At 72.7% G+C, this 14,354-nt stretch carries 16 protein-coding genes; 2 read left to right on the forward strand and 14 right to left on the reverse strand.

Annotated features, from left to right (window positions below):
* The first annotated feature begins 15 nt into the window (after window positions 1-15).
* Window positions 16-1,128 (forward strand): glycosyltransferase family 2 protein, encoded by a 1,113-nt coding sequence (locus IE200_RS06135; protein WP_191278501.1) that lies wholly within the window; start codon window positions 16-18, stop codon window positions 1,126-1,128.
* Here the strand turns inward: IE200_RS06135 and IE200_RS06140 are convergent, their stop codons facing one another.
* From IE200_RS06140 to IE200_RS06150, 3 genes are all read right to left on the reverse strand, one after another.
* Entirely contained in the window at window positions 1,129-2,076 is a 948-nt protein-coding gene (locus IE200_RS06140) for an ABC transporter substrate-binding protein (RefSeq protein WP_191278502.1), read from the reverse strand.
* Window positions 2,077-2,140: 64 nt separating this feature from the next.
* Window positions 2,141-2,935, reverse strand: a complete 795-nt coding sequence (locus IE200_RS06145; RefSeq protein WP_229856174.1) for an ABC transporter permease — start codon at window positions 2,933-2,935, stop codon at window positions 2,141-2,143.
* Window positions 2,914-3,612 (reverse strand): ABC transporter permease, encoded by a 699-nt coding sequence (locus IE200_RS06150; RefSeq protein WP_191278503.1) that lies wholly within the window; start codon window positions 3,610-3,612, stop codon window positions 2,914-2,916. Before IE200_RS06150 ends, IE200_RS06145 begins: the two co-directional genes overlap by 22 nt.
* A 3-nt stretch (window positions 3,613-3,615) precedes the next feature.
* Here IE200_RS06150 and IE200_RS06155 point away from each other — a divergent pair, with 3 nt between their 5' ends.
* Window positions 3,616-4,629 (forward strand): ABC transporter ATP-binding protein, encoded by a 1,014-nt coding sequence (locus IE200_RS06155; RefSeq protein ID WP_191278504.1) that lies wholly within the window; start codon window positions 3,616-3,618, stop codon window positions 4,627-4,629.
* 85 nt (window positions 4,630-4,714) lie between these two features.
* On the opposite strand, the gene IE200_RS06160 is transcribed toward IE200_RS06155, so the two are convergent.
* The 11 genes from IE200_RS06160 to IE200_RS06210 all read right to left on the reverse strand — a co-directional run bounded on the left by IE200_RS06160 (window position 4,715) and on the right by IE200_RS06210 (window position 14,333).
* Window positions 4,715-5,809: a GNAT family N-acetyltransferase gene (locus tag IE200_RS06160; protein WP_229856177.1), complete on the reverse strand. Its 1,095-nt coding sequence runs from the start codon at window positions 5,807-5,809 to the stop codon at window positions 4,715-4,717.
* Between the two features lie 183 nt (window positions 5,810-5,992).
* Window positions 5,993-6,610 (reverse strand): hypothetical protein, encoded by a 618-nt coding sequence (locus IE200_RS06165; RefSeq protein WP_191278506.1) that lies wholly within the window; start codon window positions 6,608-6,610, stop codon window positions 5,993-5,995.
* A 10-nt stretch (window positions 6,611-6,620) separates the two neighbouring features.
* Window positions 6,621-7,127, reverse strand: a complete 507-nt coding sequence (locus tag IE200_RS06170) for a DUF3180 domain-containing protein (RefSeq protein WP_191278507.1) — start codon at window positions 7,125-7,127, stop codon at window positions 6,621-6,623.
* Complete coding sequence (gene folK, locus IE200_RS06175) at window positions 7,124-7,693, reverse strand: 2-amino-4-hydroxy-6-hydroxymethyldihydropteridine diphosphokinase (RefSeq protein ID WP_191278508.1); 570 nt, start codon at window positions 7,691-7,693, stop codon at window positions 7,124-7,126. Before folK ends, IE200_RS06170 begins: the two co-directional genes overlap by 4 nt.
* Entirely contained in the window at window positions 7,686-8,114 is a 429-nt protein-coding gene (gene folB / locus IE200_RS06180; protein WP_229856179.1) for a dihydroneopterin aldolase, read from the reverse strand. Before folB ends, folK begins: the two co-directional genes overlap by 8 nt.
* Complete coding sequence (gene folP / locus IE200_RS06185; protein ID WP_191278509.1) at window positions 8,111-8,953, reverse strand: dihydropteroate synthase; 843 nt, start codon at window positions 8,951-8,953, stop codon at window positions 8,111-8,113. The genes folB and folP overlap by 4 nt, the downstream gene beginning before the upstream one ends.
* A gap of 32 nt (window positions 8,954-8,985) precedes the next feature.
* On the reverse strand, window positions 8,986-9,606 hold the full coding sequence (folE, locus tag IE200_RS06190) for a GTP cyclohydrolase I FolE (protein WP_191278510.1): 621 nt from the start codon (window positions 9,604-9,606) through the stop codon (window positions 8,986-8,988).
* Window positions 9,603-11,660, reverse strand: a complete 2,058-nt coding sequence (ftsH, locus tag IE200_RS06195; protein WP_407940967.1) for an ATP-dependent zinc metalloprotease FtsH — start codon at window positions 11,658-11,660, stop codon at window positions 9,603-9,605. Before ftsH ends, folE begins: the two co-directional genes overlap by 4 nt.
* Window positions 11,661-11,752: 92 nt before the next feature.
* On the reverse strand, window positions 11,753-12,304 hold the full coding sequence (hpt, locus tag IE200_RS06200) for a hypoxanthine phosphoribosyltransferase (protein ID WP_191278512.1): 552 nt from the start codon (window positions 12,302-12,304) through the stop codon (window positions 11,753-11,755).
* An 18-nt stretch (window positions 12,305-12,322) separates the two neighbouring features.
* Entirely contained in the window at window positions 12,323-13,309 is a 987-nt protein-coding gene (tilS, locus tag IE200_RS06205) for a tRNA lysidine(34) synthetase TilS (protein WP_191278513.1), read from the reverse strand.
* Window positions 13,310-13,316: 7 nt separating this feature from the next.
* Complete coding sequence (locus tag IE200_RS06210; protein WP_191278514.1) at window positions 13,317-14,333, reverse strand: zinc-dependent metalloprotease; 1,017 nt, start codon at window positions 14,331-14,333, stop codon at window positions 13,317-13,319.
* Window positions 14,334-14,354: the final 21 nt, after the last annotated feature.

A 14,354-nucleotide genomic window follows, 5' to 3' on the forward strand; every position in this document is an offset into this window, starting at 1 on the left:
CTAGGGTCCCGCCGTATGAGACGCCTCTTCCGTCGCGCTCCCCTCGTCGGCGTCGTCATCCCCGCGTGGGGGGTCGAGGACTACCTCGACGACTGCGTCCGCTCGCTCCTCGCCCAGACCCACCAGCGGTGGGAGGCGGTGGTCGTCGACGACGGCGCGACCGACCGCACCGGCGAGATCGCCGACGAATGGGCGCGCCGGGACAGCCGGATCCGCGTCGTGCACTCCGTCAACGGAGGCCTCGGGGCGGCGCGCAACCTGGGCGTCTCGCACGTGCGCGGCGACTACCTGGCGTTCCTCGACTCCGACGACGTGCTGCCGCCGACGGCGTACGCCGACCTGGTGGCCGCGCTGGAGGAGTCGGGCTCCGACTTCGCCACCGGCTCGATCGTGCGCTGGGAGGGGGACGCGCTGGTCGAGCCGCCGTGGATGCGCCGGCTGCACCGCCCGCTGCGGGGGGCACGGGTGGAGGACCGCCCCGAGATCCTCGGCGATGTGTTCGCGTGGAACAAGGTCTGGCGCCGTTCGGCCTGGGACGCCGCGGGCCTGTCCTGGCCCGAAGGGGTCCGCTACGAGGACCAGCCGACCACGACGCGGGCCTTCCTCGGTCAGCGGTTCGACGTGCTCGAGGAGGTGGTCTACCGGTGGCGGATCCGCGAGGGGTCGATCACCCAGTCCCGCGCCTCCTCGGTGCGGGACCTCGCCGACCGGTGGGCGACCAAGCGGATGTCGCTGGCGGCCGTGCGCGCGCACGGCTCCACGGAGGTCGAGGCGGTCTTCGTCGACCGGGTCCTCGCCGGCGACCTGTGGCGCTACTTCCTGCTGGTGCCCGGGTGCACGCCCGAGTGGTGGCGGCTGCTGCGCTCCGGCGTGCTCGAGCTGTGGGGCAGGCGCTCGCTGGTGCACAGCGGGCTGCCGCCGGTCCACCGGCTGGCGGGCTGGCTCGTCGAGCAGGACCGCCGCGCGGACGTGGTGGCCCTCATGGAGTGGGTGAGCACCCTCGACGGACCCGCGCCGCGGGTGCAGGACGTCGCGACCGGCGCCTGGCGGCTGTCGGTGCCGCACGCGGTGCTCGACGAGACCACCGTGGCCCCGGAGGCCTTGGCGCTCCGGGACCACGAGGTCTGACTAGATCAGGCCCTCGGACTCGAGGAACTCCTGCGCCACGTCGGCGGGCTGCTCACGGTCGATCTGGACCTGGACGAGCAGCTGGCCGAGCGTGTCGTTATCGAGCGCGGCCATCAGGTCGTTGAGCGGGCCCTCGACGTCGGGGTTGTCGGCGAGGAACTCCGTCGACACCGCCGGGATGAGGTTCTGGGCGGGCTGGATCCCGCGGTCGTCCTCGAGCAGGAGCAGGCCCTGCTCCTCGAGCGTGCCGTCGAGCGTGCTGGTCTGGCCGAGCTCGGCCTCGCCGTCGAGGACCGCCTGGAAGGTCTCGGTCGAGGCGTAGCCCAACGGCTCGAGGGTGACGTCGATGCCGTAGGTGTCGACGAGGCCCTTCTCGCAGTCGGTGCGGCCCTTGCAGTCGGGCGCTGCGGCGAGGGTCACGGACCGGCCCTCGAGGTCAGAGAGCGCGGTGACGCCCTCGGCGTCGGAGAACTCCTGGCTGGTGAAGTAGCCGTTGGCGGAGAACGCCTCGGACGGCTCTAGCAGGGTGATGCCCTTCTCCTCGAGCAGGTCCGCGCCGGCGTCGATCGTCTCCTGGGCGTCACTGGTGGAGAGCGGCTCGGCGTCGGGGCCGTTGGCGTCGGTGTTGAGCTGGTCGACGATGCCGGCGACGTACTCCGGGGCGATCTGCACCGCGTCGGGCATCTCGTTGAGGTAGACCGGGCGGGTGTCGACGAGGCGGGTCTCGACCTCGTAGCCCTGGGCCTCGAGGACCTGCTGATACATCGCGGTGACGAGGGCGGCCTCGTCGAAGGCCTGGCTGCCGATGACGACGGAGGTGCCCTCGCCCCCGCCGGAGCCGGAGGTGGGCTCGTCGTTCTCGGCGGCGAGGTCGTCGCCGGCGCAGCCGGCCAGGAGGGCGGTCAGGGCCAGCCCGGTCACCGCCAGCAGCGGACGTCGTACGTGCATGAGGTTCAACCTTCTGTGTCCCGCGGCGTGGGCCGCGCGTGTCCGGTGATGCGAGCGGGTCCGCTCAGCTCCCGGCAGGAGCCTCCTCCACCGTAGTCGAGCGACCTGACAGCGGCTCCACTCCATCGGGTGACGGGTCGCGGCGCGACGGCCCGCGGGGCATCGGGTCGACCGCGCGCTGGAGGGCCGCGGCGGTGAGCTCGAGCACGAGCGCGACCAGCGCGACGACCACCGCCCCGGCCATGCCCTGGGCGTAGTCGTTGCGGGCGAAGCCCTCGGTGATGATGCGACCGAGTCCGGGGCCTGCGACGAGGGCGGCGATGGTGGCGGTCGCCCACACCTGCACGAGCGCGAGGCGTACGCCGGAGGCCACCACCGGCAGCGCGAGCGGCAGCTCGACGCGCCGGAAGCGCTGGCCGGGCGACATCCCCATGCCGTCGGCGGCCTCCTGCACGTCGGAGGGCACCTCGCGCATCCCGACGTAGCCGTTGGTGATGAGCGGCGGCAGCGCGAAGAGCACCAGCGCGATCAGCGTCGCGAGTCCGGCGCGACCGTACGGGCCGAAGTCGCCCGACCCGGGCCAGTCGGCCGCGACCAGCAGCGCCAGCAGCGCGAAGGTCGGGACGGCACGGCCCACGTTGGAGACGTTGACGGCGAGGAAGCCACCGCGGCCGAGGTGGCCCAGCCACAGCGCGAGCGGCAGCCCGAGCAGCATGGCCGCGACGAGGGCGGTGGCGGTGAGGAGCAGCTGCTCGAGCAGCCGCGCGACGAGGCCGCCGCCACCGGTCCAGCTGTCGGCGTCGAGCAGGTACTGCCAGGTCTCGGCGAAGAGCTCCATCAGCGCGCCCCCGCCGTCCACGGCGTCAGCACCCGCTGGAGGACCACGAGCACCACGTCGAGCACGACCGCCAGCACCACGCACAGCACCGCGGCGGTCATCAGCTCGGCCTTGAAGTCGCGCTGCACCCCGTGGGAGATCAGGTCCCCGAGGCCGCCGTACGCCACGAGCGTGCCGACCGTCGTGAGCGCGATCGTCGACACCGCGGCGACCCGCAGGCCGGCCATCGCGACCGGCAGCGCCAGCGGCATCTCGACACGGGTCAGCATCCGCGCCCGGCCGTAGCCCAGGCCGGTGGCCGCCTCGCGCACGTCGTCGGGCACCGAGCGGAGGCCGTCGAGGAGGGCGCGCACGAGGATCGTCAGGGCGTAGAGGCCCAGGCCGATCACCACCGTCGCCGCCGACAGGCCGGTGAACGGCACCAGCAGCGGGAGCAGCGCGAGCGAGGGGATCGTGTAGACGCCGGTGCTGAAGCCCATCACCGCGGACTCCAGGCGCGGCAGCCGACGGGCCAGGAGCGCCAGCGGCAGCGCGATCGCGATCCCGAGCAGCAGCGCGGCCAGCGTGATCAGGACGTGCTCGACGAGCGCGTCGGTGATCTGCTCGTGCCGGTCCTCGACGTACTGCCAGCAGAACCACTCGTTGACGAACCGGCTGTAGCAGCTCGGCCCGGTGTCCGCCGCGGCAAGTAGGGTCACCGCATGGACGCTACCGCCTCGCCGGAGAGCACGACCTCACCCGAGTCGGGGGCCGACACCATGATCCGGCTCGAGGGCGTGGGCAAGACCTATCCCGACGGCACCGTGGCGGTCCACGAGCTCGACCTCGACGTCGCGCGCGGCGAGATGGTCTGCCTGGTGGGCCCGTCCGGCTGCGGCAAGTCCACGACGCTGAAGATGATCAACCGGCTCATCGAGCCCACCACGGGCCGGATCTGGCTGGACGGCCAGGACGTCACCGACGCCGACCCGGTGGAGCTGCGCCGCGGCATCGGCTACGTCATCCAGCAGATCGGCCTGTTCCCCCACCAGCGCATCGAGCAGAACGTGATGACCGTGCCGCTGCTCTACGGCGAGTCGAAGGCCACCGCCCGCGACCGCGCCCACGAGCTGCTGCACACCGTCGGCCTCGACCCCGACCAGTACGCCCGCAAGTACCCGCACGAGCTCTCCGGCGGCCAGCGCCAGCGCGTCGGCGTCGCCCGCGCGCTCGCCGCGAACCCGCCCGTGCTGCTGATGGACGAGCCGTTCGGCGCCGTCGACCCGGTGGTGCGCGGGCGGCTGCAGGACGAGTTCCGCCGCCTCCAGGACGAGCTCGGCAAGACGGTCGTGCTGGTGACCCACGACATCGACGAGGCGATCCGGATGGGCGACCGCGTTGCGGTCTTCGCCGCCGGCGGGCGCCTAGCCCAGTACGCCACCCCGGGCGAGCTCCTGGCCCACCCCGCCGACGACCAGGTCGCCGACTTCGTCGGCTCGGGCGGCCTGCGCACCCTCACCGTGACCCGGCTGCGCGAGGACCACCTCGAGCCGCTCGACGGCGTCTCGACCGGTGACCTCGGCTCGGCGATCGACATCGACTCCTCGCTCGAGGACGCCCTCGCCGCCATGCTGCGCGACGACAAGCCGATGGTCGGCGTACGCCGCGGGCCGGTCTTCCTCGGCGTGCTGACGCCCGCCGGGGTGCACCGGGCGCTGCGGGAGTCGCTGCGCTGATGGGTGCGGTCGGGACCACCGGTTGACCGGTGGTTGCTGAGCTTCTTGTCCGTTGCAACGGGCAGGAAGCGTACGGAAAGGACTGTCAGTCGACGGGTACGTCGCGGTGCCAGGACTCCGTGACGTACTTCGTGCCCCACCCCATCGAGGTGTAGAGCCCGTCGGCCCCGGTCGGGGAGTCGGCGTCGACCTCGAGGCCCACGCGGTCGCGACCGCGCGAGGCCGCGTCGGCGATGATCGTGCGCAGCAGGCCGGTCGCGACACCGCGGCCGCGGGCGGACTCGAGGACGCCGAGGTAGGAGACGTACGACCCGTCCGGGCCGGTGTCCGACTCGCTGACCGTGCCGACGAGGGCACCGGCGGGCTCGACACGGTCGCCGTCGACGATCTCCGCCAGCCACCAGTGGTCCCAGCGGTGGCCGGGGTCCTCGCGCAGGCGGTGGATGAACTCGTGGAACGTCTCCTCGGCGGAGTTGAAGTGGTCGGTGAAGGCACCCTCGAGCACCTCGTGGACCGCGCGCAGGTCGTCGACGTCGGGCATCCCGCCGGAGTCGGGGCCGCCCTGGCGCTCGACGAGGCGGAAGACGACGCCCTTGCGCTCCCAGCGCGCCGGGTCGGGCACCAGGTCGGCCTCTGCGGCCTCGACCGAGCGGCTCATCTGCCACCAGGTGCGCACGCGGGTGAAGCCGGCGCCCTCGAGCCACCGGTGCTGGCGCTCGTCCTCGGCGAAGGCACCTGTGTCGATCTGCTGCTCGGCCAGCCCGCGCGCGGCGCCGACGGCCTTCGCCTGTGCCTCGGCCCACTCGAAGAGGACGTCGCTGCACCGGTCTGCGAGCCGCTCGTCGATCTCGCGGTCGACGATGTGGACGAAGAGCATCCGGCCCTCGGCGCGGTCGTGCACGCTGCCCCACGCCTGGATCCGGCCGTCCGGGTCTCGCACGACGAGGTTCTCCCGCATCGCGAGACCACGCTCGGAGACCTCGACCAGGACCTCGTCCTCGCCGGACCCGGCCCAGCCGCGACCGGCACGCTCGTGGCCGCGCAGCAGCTCGGTGAGTCGGGCGACCGTCGCCGGGTCATCACCGTCGGGGCTGTCGGCCGACCAGCCGGTCGGCAGCCCGGGGTCCTCGGGCAGTGCGTCGGCGGGGTCGCTCTCGAACCGGTTGTCCTCGGGGATCACGGACGCCATCCTTCCGTACGCCGCCCTGTCGGAGGGTGGAGCGGTGCGTGGGACACGCTCTGACAGCAGAAAACCTGCCTCACGCACCGCCCACCCCGTACGACCGGGGCTGGCGGTGCGTGACGCAGGTTCTCGTCGCCCAACAGCTGCCTCACCCACCGCCCGGGGGCGGCGGGCGTGAGGTCAGGCGCTGCGGTGGTTGCGGCGCGCGGCGGCGGCGCGCAGCGAGTCGAGCTCGGCGCGCACGACGTCGATCTCGGCCTCGAGCTCGGCGACGAGGACGATCGCCTCGGCGGCCCGGGACTCTGCCTCGTCGCGGCCGCGCTCGGCGGTGTCGCGGCCCCGCTCGGCGGCGTCGGCGCGGCGGGCCTCCTGGCCGCGCTTGAGCGTCTGCTCGGCGGCGTGCTTCTGCGCGTCGGAGAGCGCCCGCTCGAGCGCGCTGATGGTGTCCTCGCGCTCGGTGATGCGGCGCGTCATGTCCGCGGCGAACGCGGCGGACTCGGCGGTGCGGCGCTCGGTGAGCGCGCGGTACTCCTGGGCCTGGACGGCGCGGTCGCGCGCGGCGTCCCGGCGGGCCTGCATCAGCTCGGAGTGGGTGATCCGGGTGGCGGCGGCGCCCGCGAGCACGGCCACCACGGCAGCGACAGCGGTCAGTCCGGCCGAGGAGGACGCCAGGGCGCCGATGACGAGCGCGGCGCCGGCGGCGAGGAGCCCGACGGCCACGACCAGGCGCGTGCTGCGCTGGCGTCGGCGAGCCGCGGTCCGGGACACCTGGGACTGCTGGGGCTGCTGGGAAGGCATGTCGCCCAGACTAGGGCTGCGACCGTCCGCCGTCGGCGCGACACGCTCGCTCCAGGGCGAGGGAGGCGAGCGTCACCCCGGCCGCACCGAGCGCCGCGACGAGCGAGCGGAGGAGCCATCTATCGGCGAGCTGCGAGGCGTCGCCGAGCCAGCTGACGGCGTAGCCGACATAGCCCGCGGCGACGAGCGTGCCGCCGATCGCGCAGGCCCGGGCGAGGACCAGCCGGTTGACCGCCTGGTGCGGCTCGAGCCGGTCGCCGCGCACGTGGACGGTCTGCCACGTGTGCCAGGCGAGGAAGCCCATGATCGCGGCCACCATCACCAGCGCGAGCGCCTGCGCCCACGACACCAGCGGCGGACGCCCGGTCAGGGCCGTGGCGACGGGGTGGAGGCCCCAGCCGAGCACGAGCCCGAGCACCGAGGACGCCGTCAGGGCGCGCGCCGACGTGGGGCGCAGGGTGCCCGTGGGCTCCGGCTGCTCGTCGTCGGGTCCGGTCGGCCCGTGGCCTGCGCTCACTCGACCTCGAGGACGAGGTCGTCGCGCTTCTTCACCCCGGCCGTGTCCGCGGACTGCAGCAGCTCGGCGATCGGCCCGTGGTCGGGGAAGACCGCGTCGGGCTCGAGGTCGTGCCACGGCTGGAGCACGAAGGCCCGCTGGTGGGCGCGCGGGTGCGGCAGGCGCAGGAAGTCCTCGTTGGAGCGGCGGTCACCGACGACGATCAGGTCGACGTCGAGCGTACGGGGGGCGTTGCGCACGTCGGTGCGCTCGCGCTCGAAGGCGTCCTCGACGGCCAGCGCGCGCTCCATCAGGCGAGCCGCGGGGAGCGTGGTGTCGGCGAGCAGGACGGCGTTGAGGTAGGCGCCTGCTCCGTCCGGGGAGTCGACCGGCTCGGTCTCGTAGACCGGCGAGACGCCGGTGACGAAGAAGTCCGGGGTGTCGGCGAGCGCGTCGACCGCGCCCTGCAGCGACGCCAGCCGCTCACCGAGGTTGGATCCCAGACCGACCACCACCCGGCGGATCGGGTGCATCTCCCCGGTGAGGGAGTCGGCGTCCACGATGTTCGGGTTGGGGGTCTCAGTCATGAGCGTTGCCTCGCGTTCTGGTGATCGTCAGCGCGACGTCCGAGTACGTCGCGTCGATGGGGGCATCAGGCTTGTGGAGCGTGACTCGCGTCCATTCAACACGAGTGTCCGTCAGGCACACATCCGCGATGCGCTGAGCGACGGTTTCTATCAGGTCGACCGGATCGCGCTCGACGGCGGCCTTCACGGCGTCGACGAGCGTGCCGTAGTTGACGGTCTCGGCGAGGTCGTCGGTGGCCGCCGCGGGCCGGGTGTCGATGCCCAGCACCAGGTCGACCACGAAGACCTGCCCCTCGCGCCGCTCGAAGTCGAAGACCCCGTGGTGCGCGAAGCACTCGATGCCGCTCACGCTGAGCTCGTCCTGAGGAGGGCGCCCTGCGCCCGTCTCGAAGGGCTCGTCGATCAGTCGTCGGGTGCTCACTGCTCGTCCTCCCGTGTGGTGACCCAGCTCGTCTGGCCGGGCTGTCGCAGGCTCAGCGCCTCCGCGACGGCCAGGGCGTCGCGGGTGGCGCGTACGTCGTGCACGCGCAGCGAGTCGACCCCCCGCGCCGCGAGGAGGGCGACCAGCGCCGCGTGGGCGTGCTCGCGCTCGTCGACGGGGCGGGACACGCCGTCGCGCGCCAGCAGGGAGCCGAGGAACGACTTGCGGCTCGCGCCGACCAGGAGCGGGCAGCCCAGCGTCTCGAGCACGTCGAGGAACATCAGCAGCTGCCAGTTGTGCTCGGCGGTCTTGGCGAAGCCGAGGCCCGGGTCGAGGACGACCCGGTCGTGCGGGACGCCGGCGGCCAGAACCGCCTCGAGGCGCTCGCCGAGCTCACGGCGCACGGTCGCGACCACGCCGTCGGGCGAGTAGTCGGTGAAGTCGCGCATCCGGTCGGCGTGCGCGCGCCAGTGCATCGCGACGTACGTCGCCCCGCGGTCGGCGACGACGTCGAGGATCCGCGGGTCGGCCAGTCCGCCCGAGACGTCGTTGACGATCTGCGCACCGGCCTCCAGCGCTGCCTCGGCGACCTCGGCGCGCATGGTGTCGACCGAGACGCCGGCCCCGGCGGCGACCAGCTCGCGGATGACGGGGACGACCCGGTCGAGCTCCTCGGCGACCAGCGGCCGGGTGGCGCCGGGGCGGGTGGACTCACCGCCGATGTCGAGGACGTCGGCGCCGTCGCGGAGGAGCTGCAGGCCGTGGGTGACCGCCCGCTCGGTGGTGTCCCAGCGTCCACCGTCGGAGAAGGAGTCAGGGGTGACGTTGACGATCCCCATCACCCGGGGCCTGCGGAAGGAGGTCCCGCCCGTCACCTGGTGCCTGAGTGGATCAGCGCCATCGCCTCGGCGCGGGTGGCCGGCTTGGTGAGGAACGTCCCGCGCACCGCCGAGGTGATGGTGCGCGCACCTGCCTTGCGCACGCCGCGCATCGTCATGCAGAGGTGCTCGGCCTCGATCACCACGATCACGCCGCGCGCCTCGAGGATCTCCATCAGCGAGTCGGCCACCTGGGTGGTGAGCCGCTCCTGGACCTGCGGGCGCTTGGCGTAGACGTCGACGAGCCGCGCGAGCTTGGACAGTCCAGTGATCTTGCCGGTGTCGGCGGGGATGTAGCCGACGTGGGCGACGCCGGTGAACGGCACGAGGTGGTGCTCGCACATCGACCACAGCTCGATGTCGCGCACCAGCACCATCTCGTCGTGACCGAGGTCGAAGGTGGTGGTGAGCACGTCCTCGGCGCTCTGGCGCAGGCCCTGGGTGAGCTCGGCGTACGCCCGGGCGACGCGCGCCGGGGTCTCGAGCAGGCCCTCGCGGTCGGGGTCCTCGCCGATGGCGTAGAGCAGCTCGCGCACGGCCGCCTCGGCACGGTCGTGGTCGAAGGCGGGCACGTCCTCGTGCGCCCGCTCCGGGAAGGTGATCGGGTCGGTCATGGCGCGTCCGGCCGCGGAGGCGCCGGGGTGTCTCCGCCGATCTCCGGGGTGCCGTGGACGTCGCCGCCGGCGCCGGGGGGCGTGAGGACCGCGCCACCGCGGGGCTCCTCGGGAACCCCGTCGACGTGGGCCCGCTCGCGGATCTCCTGCGGGATGTCGACCGGCGGGATCGACGACGGCACCCGCTCGGGCGAGCCGGTCCACGCCGGACGGCTCGGGCGCAGGACCAGCGGCTCGAAGATCTCGGCGATCTCGGCCTTGTCGAGCGTCTCCTTGTCGAGCAGCGCGAGCACGAGCGCGTCGAGGACGTCACGGTTGGTCTCGAGGATCTCGAAGGCCTCCTGGTGGGCGTGACCCAGCAGCGACTTGACCTCGGCGTCGACCGCGGCGGCGGTCTCCTCGGAGTAGTTGCGGGTGTGGCCCATGTCGCGGCCCAGGAAGGGCTCGGAGTTGCTGTCACCGAGCTTGACCGCGCCGAGGCGCTCGGTCATGCCGTACTGGGTCACCATCGCGCGGGCGAGGTTGGTCGCCTTCTCGATGTCGTTGCCGGCACCGGAGGTGACGTCGTGGAAGATCAGCGCCTCCGCGGCCATGCCGCCCAGCATGTAGGCCAGCGAGTCGAGCATCTCGCTGCGCGTCTGGGAGTACTTGTCGCGGTCGGGCAGCACCATCGTGTAGCCCAGCGCGCGACCGCGCGGCAGGATCGTGACCTTGTGCACCGGGTCGGTGCCGGGCAGGGCCGCGGCGACCAGCGCGTGGCCGCCCTCGTGGTAGGCGGTGACGAGCTTCTCGCGCTCGCTCATCAGGCGCGTACGGCGCTGCGGGCCGGCGATGACGCGGTCGATCGCCTCGTCGAGGGCTGCGTCGGTGATCAGCTTCTCGTTGCTGCGCGCGGTGAGCAGCGCGGCCTCGTTGAGCACGTTGGCGAGGTCGGCACCGGTGAAGCCGGGCGTACGGCGCGCGATGCTGAGCAGGTCGATGTCCTGCGCGATCGGCTTGCCGCGGGAGTGGACCTGCAGGATCTTGTGACGGCCGTTGAGGTCGGGGGCGTCGACCTGCACCTGGCGGTCGAAGCGGCCCGGGCGCAGGAGCGCGGGGTCGAGGACGTCGGGGCGGTTGGTGGCGGCGATGAGGATGACGCCGCCGCGCACGTCGAAGCCGTCCATCTCGACGAGCAGCTGGTTGAGGGTCTGCTCGCGCTCGTCGTGGCCGCCGCCCATGCCGGCGCCGCGGTGGCGGCCGACGGCGTCGATCTCGTCGATGAAGACGATGGCGGGCGGGTTCTCCTTGGCCTGCTCGAACAGGTCGCGCACGCGGGAGGCACCGACGCCGACGAACATCTCGACGAAGTCGGAGCCGGAGATGGAGTAGAACGGCACGCCCGCCTCGCCGGCGACGGCGCGCGCGAGCAGGGTCTTGCCGGTGCCGGGAGGGCCGTAGAGCAGGACGCCCTTGGGGATCTTGGCGCCGACGGCCTGGAACTTGGCCGGGTCGGTGAGGAACTCCTTGATCTCCCCGAGCTCCTCGATCGCCTCCTCGCAGCCGGCGACGTCGCTGAAGGTCGTCTTGGGCATGTCCTTGGTGATGAGCTTGGCCTTGGACTTGGCGAACTGCATGACGCCGCGTCCGCCGCCGCCCTGGGCCTGGTTCATCAAGAAGATGAACAGCAGGATGATCAGCGCGAACGGCAGCAGGGTCGCCAGCAGCGAGCCGAGGAAGCTCGGCTGCGGGTTGTCCATGTCGTAGTCGGAGATGGTGCCCGCCGCGAGCTGCTCCTCCACGGCCGCGATCAGCGACTCCTGCTGGCCCTGGATGTAGTGGGCCGTGACCTTGTCGCCGTCCTCGCGGGTGCCCTCGTCGAGGGTGGCCTCGATGACCTGGTCACCGTCGATGAACAGGATCTCGTCGACCTGGCCCTCGTTGATGTAGGAGGCCAGGGTCGAGGTCTTGACCTCGTCGTAGCCGTCACTGGGCGCGAGGAACTGGATCGCCAGGAGAACCGCGAAGGCGGACAGGACGATCCACAGCCAGGGACCCTTGAATATGCGCTTCACAGGCAACTTTCACCGGTTCGGAGTTGAGGAGGCGACGCTACACGCCGCCGGGACCCACAGTGTCTCAGGCAGGGTGAAGCGGGTGGCCCCGCTCAGGAGTAGACGTGGGGCGCGAGGGTGCCGATGTCGCGCAGGTTGCGGTAGCGCTCGCGGTAGTCGAGGCCGTAGCCGACGACGAACTCGTTGGGGATGTCCCAGCCGACGTACTTGGGCTCGACGGGCATCGAGAGCGCCTCGGGCTTGCGCAGCAGCGTGGCGATCTCGACGCTGGCGGGGTTGCGGCTCGAGAGGTTGTTGACCAGCCAGCTCAGCGTGAGGCCGGTGTCGATGATCTCGTCGACGATCAGCACGTCACGCCCGCTGATGTCGGTGTCGAGGTCCTTGAGGATCCGCACGACGCCGCTGGACTTGGTGCCGGAGCCGTAGGAGCTCACCGCCATCCAGTCCATCTCGAGGTGGCGCGGCATCGAGCGCGCGAGGTCGGCCATCACCATGACCGCGCCGCGCAGGACGCCGACCACGAGCAGGTCGCGTCCCTCGTAGTCCGCGGTGATCTCCGCTGCCATCTCGGCCAGCCGCTGCTGGATCTGCTCCTCGGTGAAGAGGATGTTGACCAGGTCGTGCTCCACGTGGGACGAGTCCATGGCCTGCAGCCTAGGGTCTCAGGGGACCTCGAGCACCAGCAGCCCGTCCCGGCGGATCGCGCGGAGCGGACCGGGGAGGTCGATCCACTTCTGGCCGCGCCAGGCGACCAGGAGCGCGTCGACGGCGAGCACGTGGTCGCGGCCGAGCTCGGAGGCCGGGGCGCCGGCGTCGAGGGCCGCGCGGTGGACGACCCGGTGGCGGATCGCGGGCGGCTCGGCGGCCAGCGTCGCGACGTCGAGCCCGGCTGCAGGAGGGGCGTCACGGCGGGCCCGGGCCAGCGCCTCGCCGGCGAGACCGTCGAGGAGCGCGGTGTCCTCGCGCAGCTGCCCGGCCGTACGGGCGAGCGCCTCGGCGACACCGGGGCCCAGCTCGGACTCGAGCACCGGCAGCACGCGCTCGCGCACGCGGACGCGGGTGTAGCCGGGGTCGTGGTTGTGCGGGTCGTCCCAGGCCTCGAGCCCCTCGACGAGGCAGGCGGTGACGGTGTCGGAGCGGCGTACGCCGAGCAGCGGGCGAGCGAAGACGCCGAACGCCGGGCGCATCCCCTGCAGCGAGCGGCCACCGGAGCCGCGGGCCAGGCCCAGGAGCACGGTCTCGGCCTGGTCGTCGAGGGTGTGGCCCAGCAGCACGAGCCGCGCGCCGAGGTGCTCGGCCACCTGCTCGAGCACGGCGTACCTCGCCTCGCGGGCCGCGGCCTCGGGTCCGAGCCCGGACGTGACGTCGACGGCCACCCGCGCGGTGAGCGTCTCGTCGACGCCCATCGCCGCGAGCTGGGCGACGACGCGCTCGGCCTGCTCGCGCGAGCCCTCCTGCAGGCCGTGGTCGACGGTGACGCCGACGACGCGCAGTCCCGGCCGGCGCGCCTCGAACACGGTCGCCGAGGCGAGCGCCAGTGAGTCGGCGCCGCCGCTGCAGGCGACCGCGACCGTGTCCCCGGCGGCGAGGCCGGCCAGTGCCGCGCGGACCGGGAGCCGGACCGCCGCGACCGAGGGGTGCAGGGTCACCGGGCGGTCACAGCACCCGGGCGACCCAGGCGTCGGGGTCGCTGATCTCCGCCTTGGAGGGCAGGGTCTCCGGCCCGCTCCACACGGCGTTGAACTCCTCCATGCCGACCTTGTCGACGACGTGGCGCACGAAGACGGCGCCGTCGCGGTACTGCGCCATCTTGGCGTCGAGCCCGAGGAGGCGGCGGAGGAGCTTGTCGAGGGAGCCCGCGCCCTTGCGCCGCTGGTTGAACTTGGTGCGGATCTCGGCGACCGACGGGATGACCGTGGGGCCGACGCCGTCCATCACGACGTCGGCGTGGCCCTCGAGCAGCGACATGACGCCGGTGACCCGGTCGAGGATCTCCTTCTGCTCCGGGGTGGAGACGAGGTCGAGCACGCTCGCGTTGCCCCCGCGGAGCACCTCCGCACCGCGCCGCAGGCCGTCGAGCAGTGCGCTCGGCTCGATGGTGTCGGCGACCGCGTGCATCTGGGCGAGGAGGTGCGACCCGAGCCACGGGTTCGCGGTGAACTGCACCCGGTGGGTCTCCTCGTGCAGGCACACCCACAGCCGGAAGTCGGTCGGGTCGGCGCCGATCTCGCGCTCGACGTGCACGATGTTGGGCGCGACGAGGAGGAGCCGCCCGTACGGGTCGTGGAACGGGTCGAACTGCCCGAGGACCTTGCTGCTGAGGAAGCCGAGCATGAGCCCGACCTCCGCGCCGGTGACCCGCGTGCCGACGGCCTCGGCGAACGCCGACGGCGGGCCCTTCTTCTCGATGAGCCGGTCCACGACCGGGCTGAGGATCTTGGAGAAGCCGTCCGCGTTGGCGCGCAACCAGCCCGTACGGTCCACGACGAGCACCGGGGCGGTCCCCGCCTCGGCGTGGAGGCCGGTGAAGTCGCGCACGAGCGGCGTCGAGCGCTCGGCGCCCTCCCGCAGCTCGACCACCGCGGCGGCCGCCTCCTCGGGCGTCACGTCGGGCCCGGGCCCCGCGACCCGGGAGCCCACGGTGACGGCGAAGTCCCAGTCCACGAGGTTCATAGGGCGACAGTAGCCAAGTGG

Origin of the sequence: Nocardioides flavus (ex Wang et al. 2016) (assembly GCF_014653115.1) — a bacterium.
Lineage (GTDB): Bacteria > Actinomycetota > Actinomycetes > Propionibacteriales > Nocardioidaceae > Nocardioides > Nocardioides flavus.

Coding starts and splice junctions, on each gene's coding strand:
- IE200_RS06135 (WP_191278501.1), top strand. CDS start 16: ATGAGACGCCTCTTCCGTCGCGCTCCCCTCGTCGGCGTCGTCATCCCC.
- IE200_RS06140 (WP_191278502.1), bottom strand. CDS start 2,076: ATGCACGTACGACGTCCGCTGCTGGCGGTGACCGGGCTGGCCCTGACC.
- IE200_RS06155 (WP_191278504.1), top strand. CDS start 3,616: ATGGACGCTACCGCCTCGCCGGAGAGCACGACCTCACCCGAGTCGGGG.
- IE200_RS06165 (WP_191278506.1), bottom strand. CDS start 6,610: ATGCCTTCCCAGCAGCCCCAGCAGTCCCAGGTGTCCCGGACCGCGGCT.
- folK (WP_191278508.1), bottom strand. CDS start 7,693: ATGACTGAGACCCCCAACCCGAACATCGTGGACGCCGACTCCCTCACC.
- folP (WP_191278509.1), bottom strand. CDS start 8,953: ATGGGGATCGTCAACGTCACCCCTGACTCCTTCTCCGACGGTGGACGC.
- folE (WP_191278510.1), bottom strand. CDS start 9,606: ATGACCGACCCGATCACCTTCCCGGAGCGGGCGCACGAGGACGTGCCC.
- hpt (WP_191278512.1), bottom strand. CDS start 12,304: ATGGACTCGTCCCACGTGGAGCACGACCTGGTCAACATCCTCTTCACC.
- IE200_RS06210 (WP_191278514.1), bottom strand. CDS start 14,333: ATGAACCTCGTGGACTGGGACTTCGCCGTCACCGTGGGCTCCCGGGTC.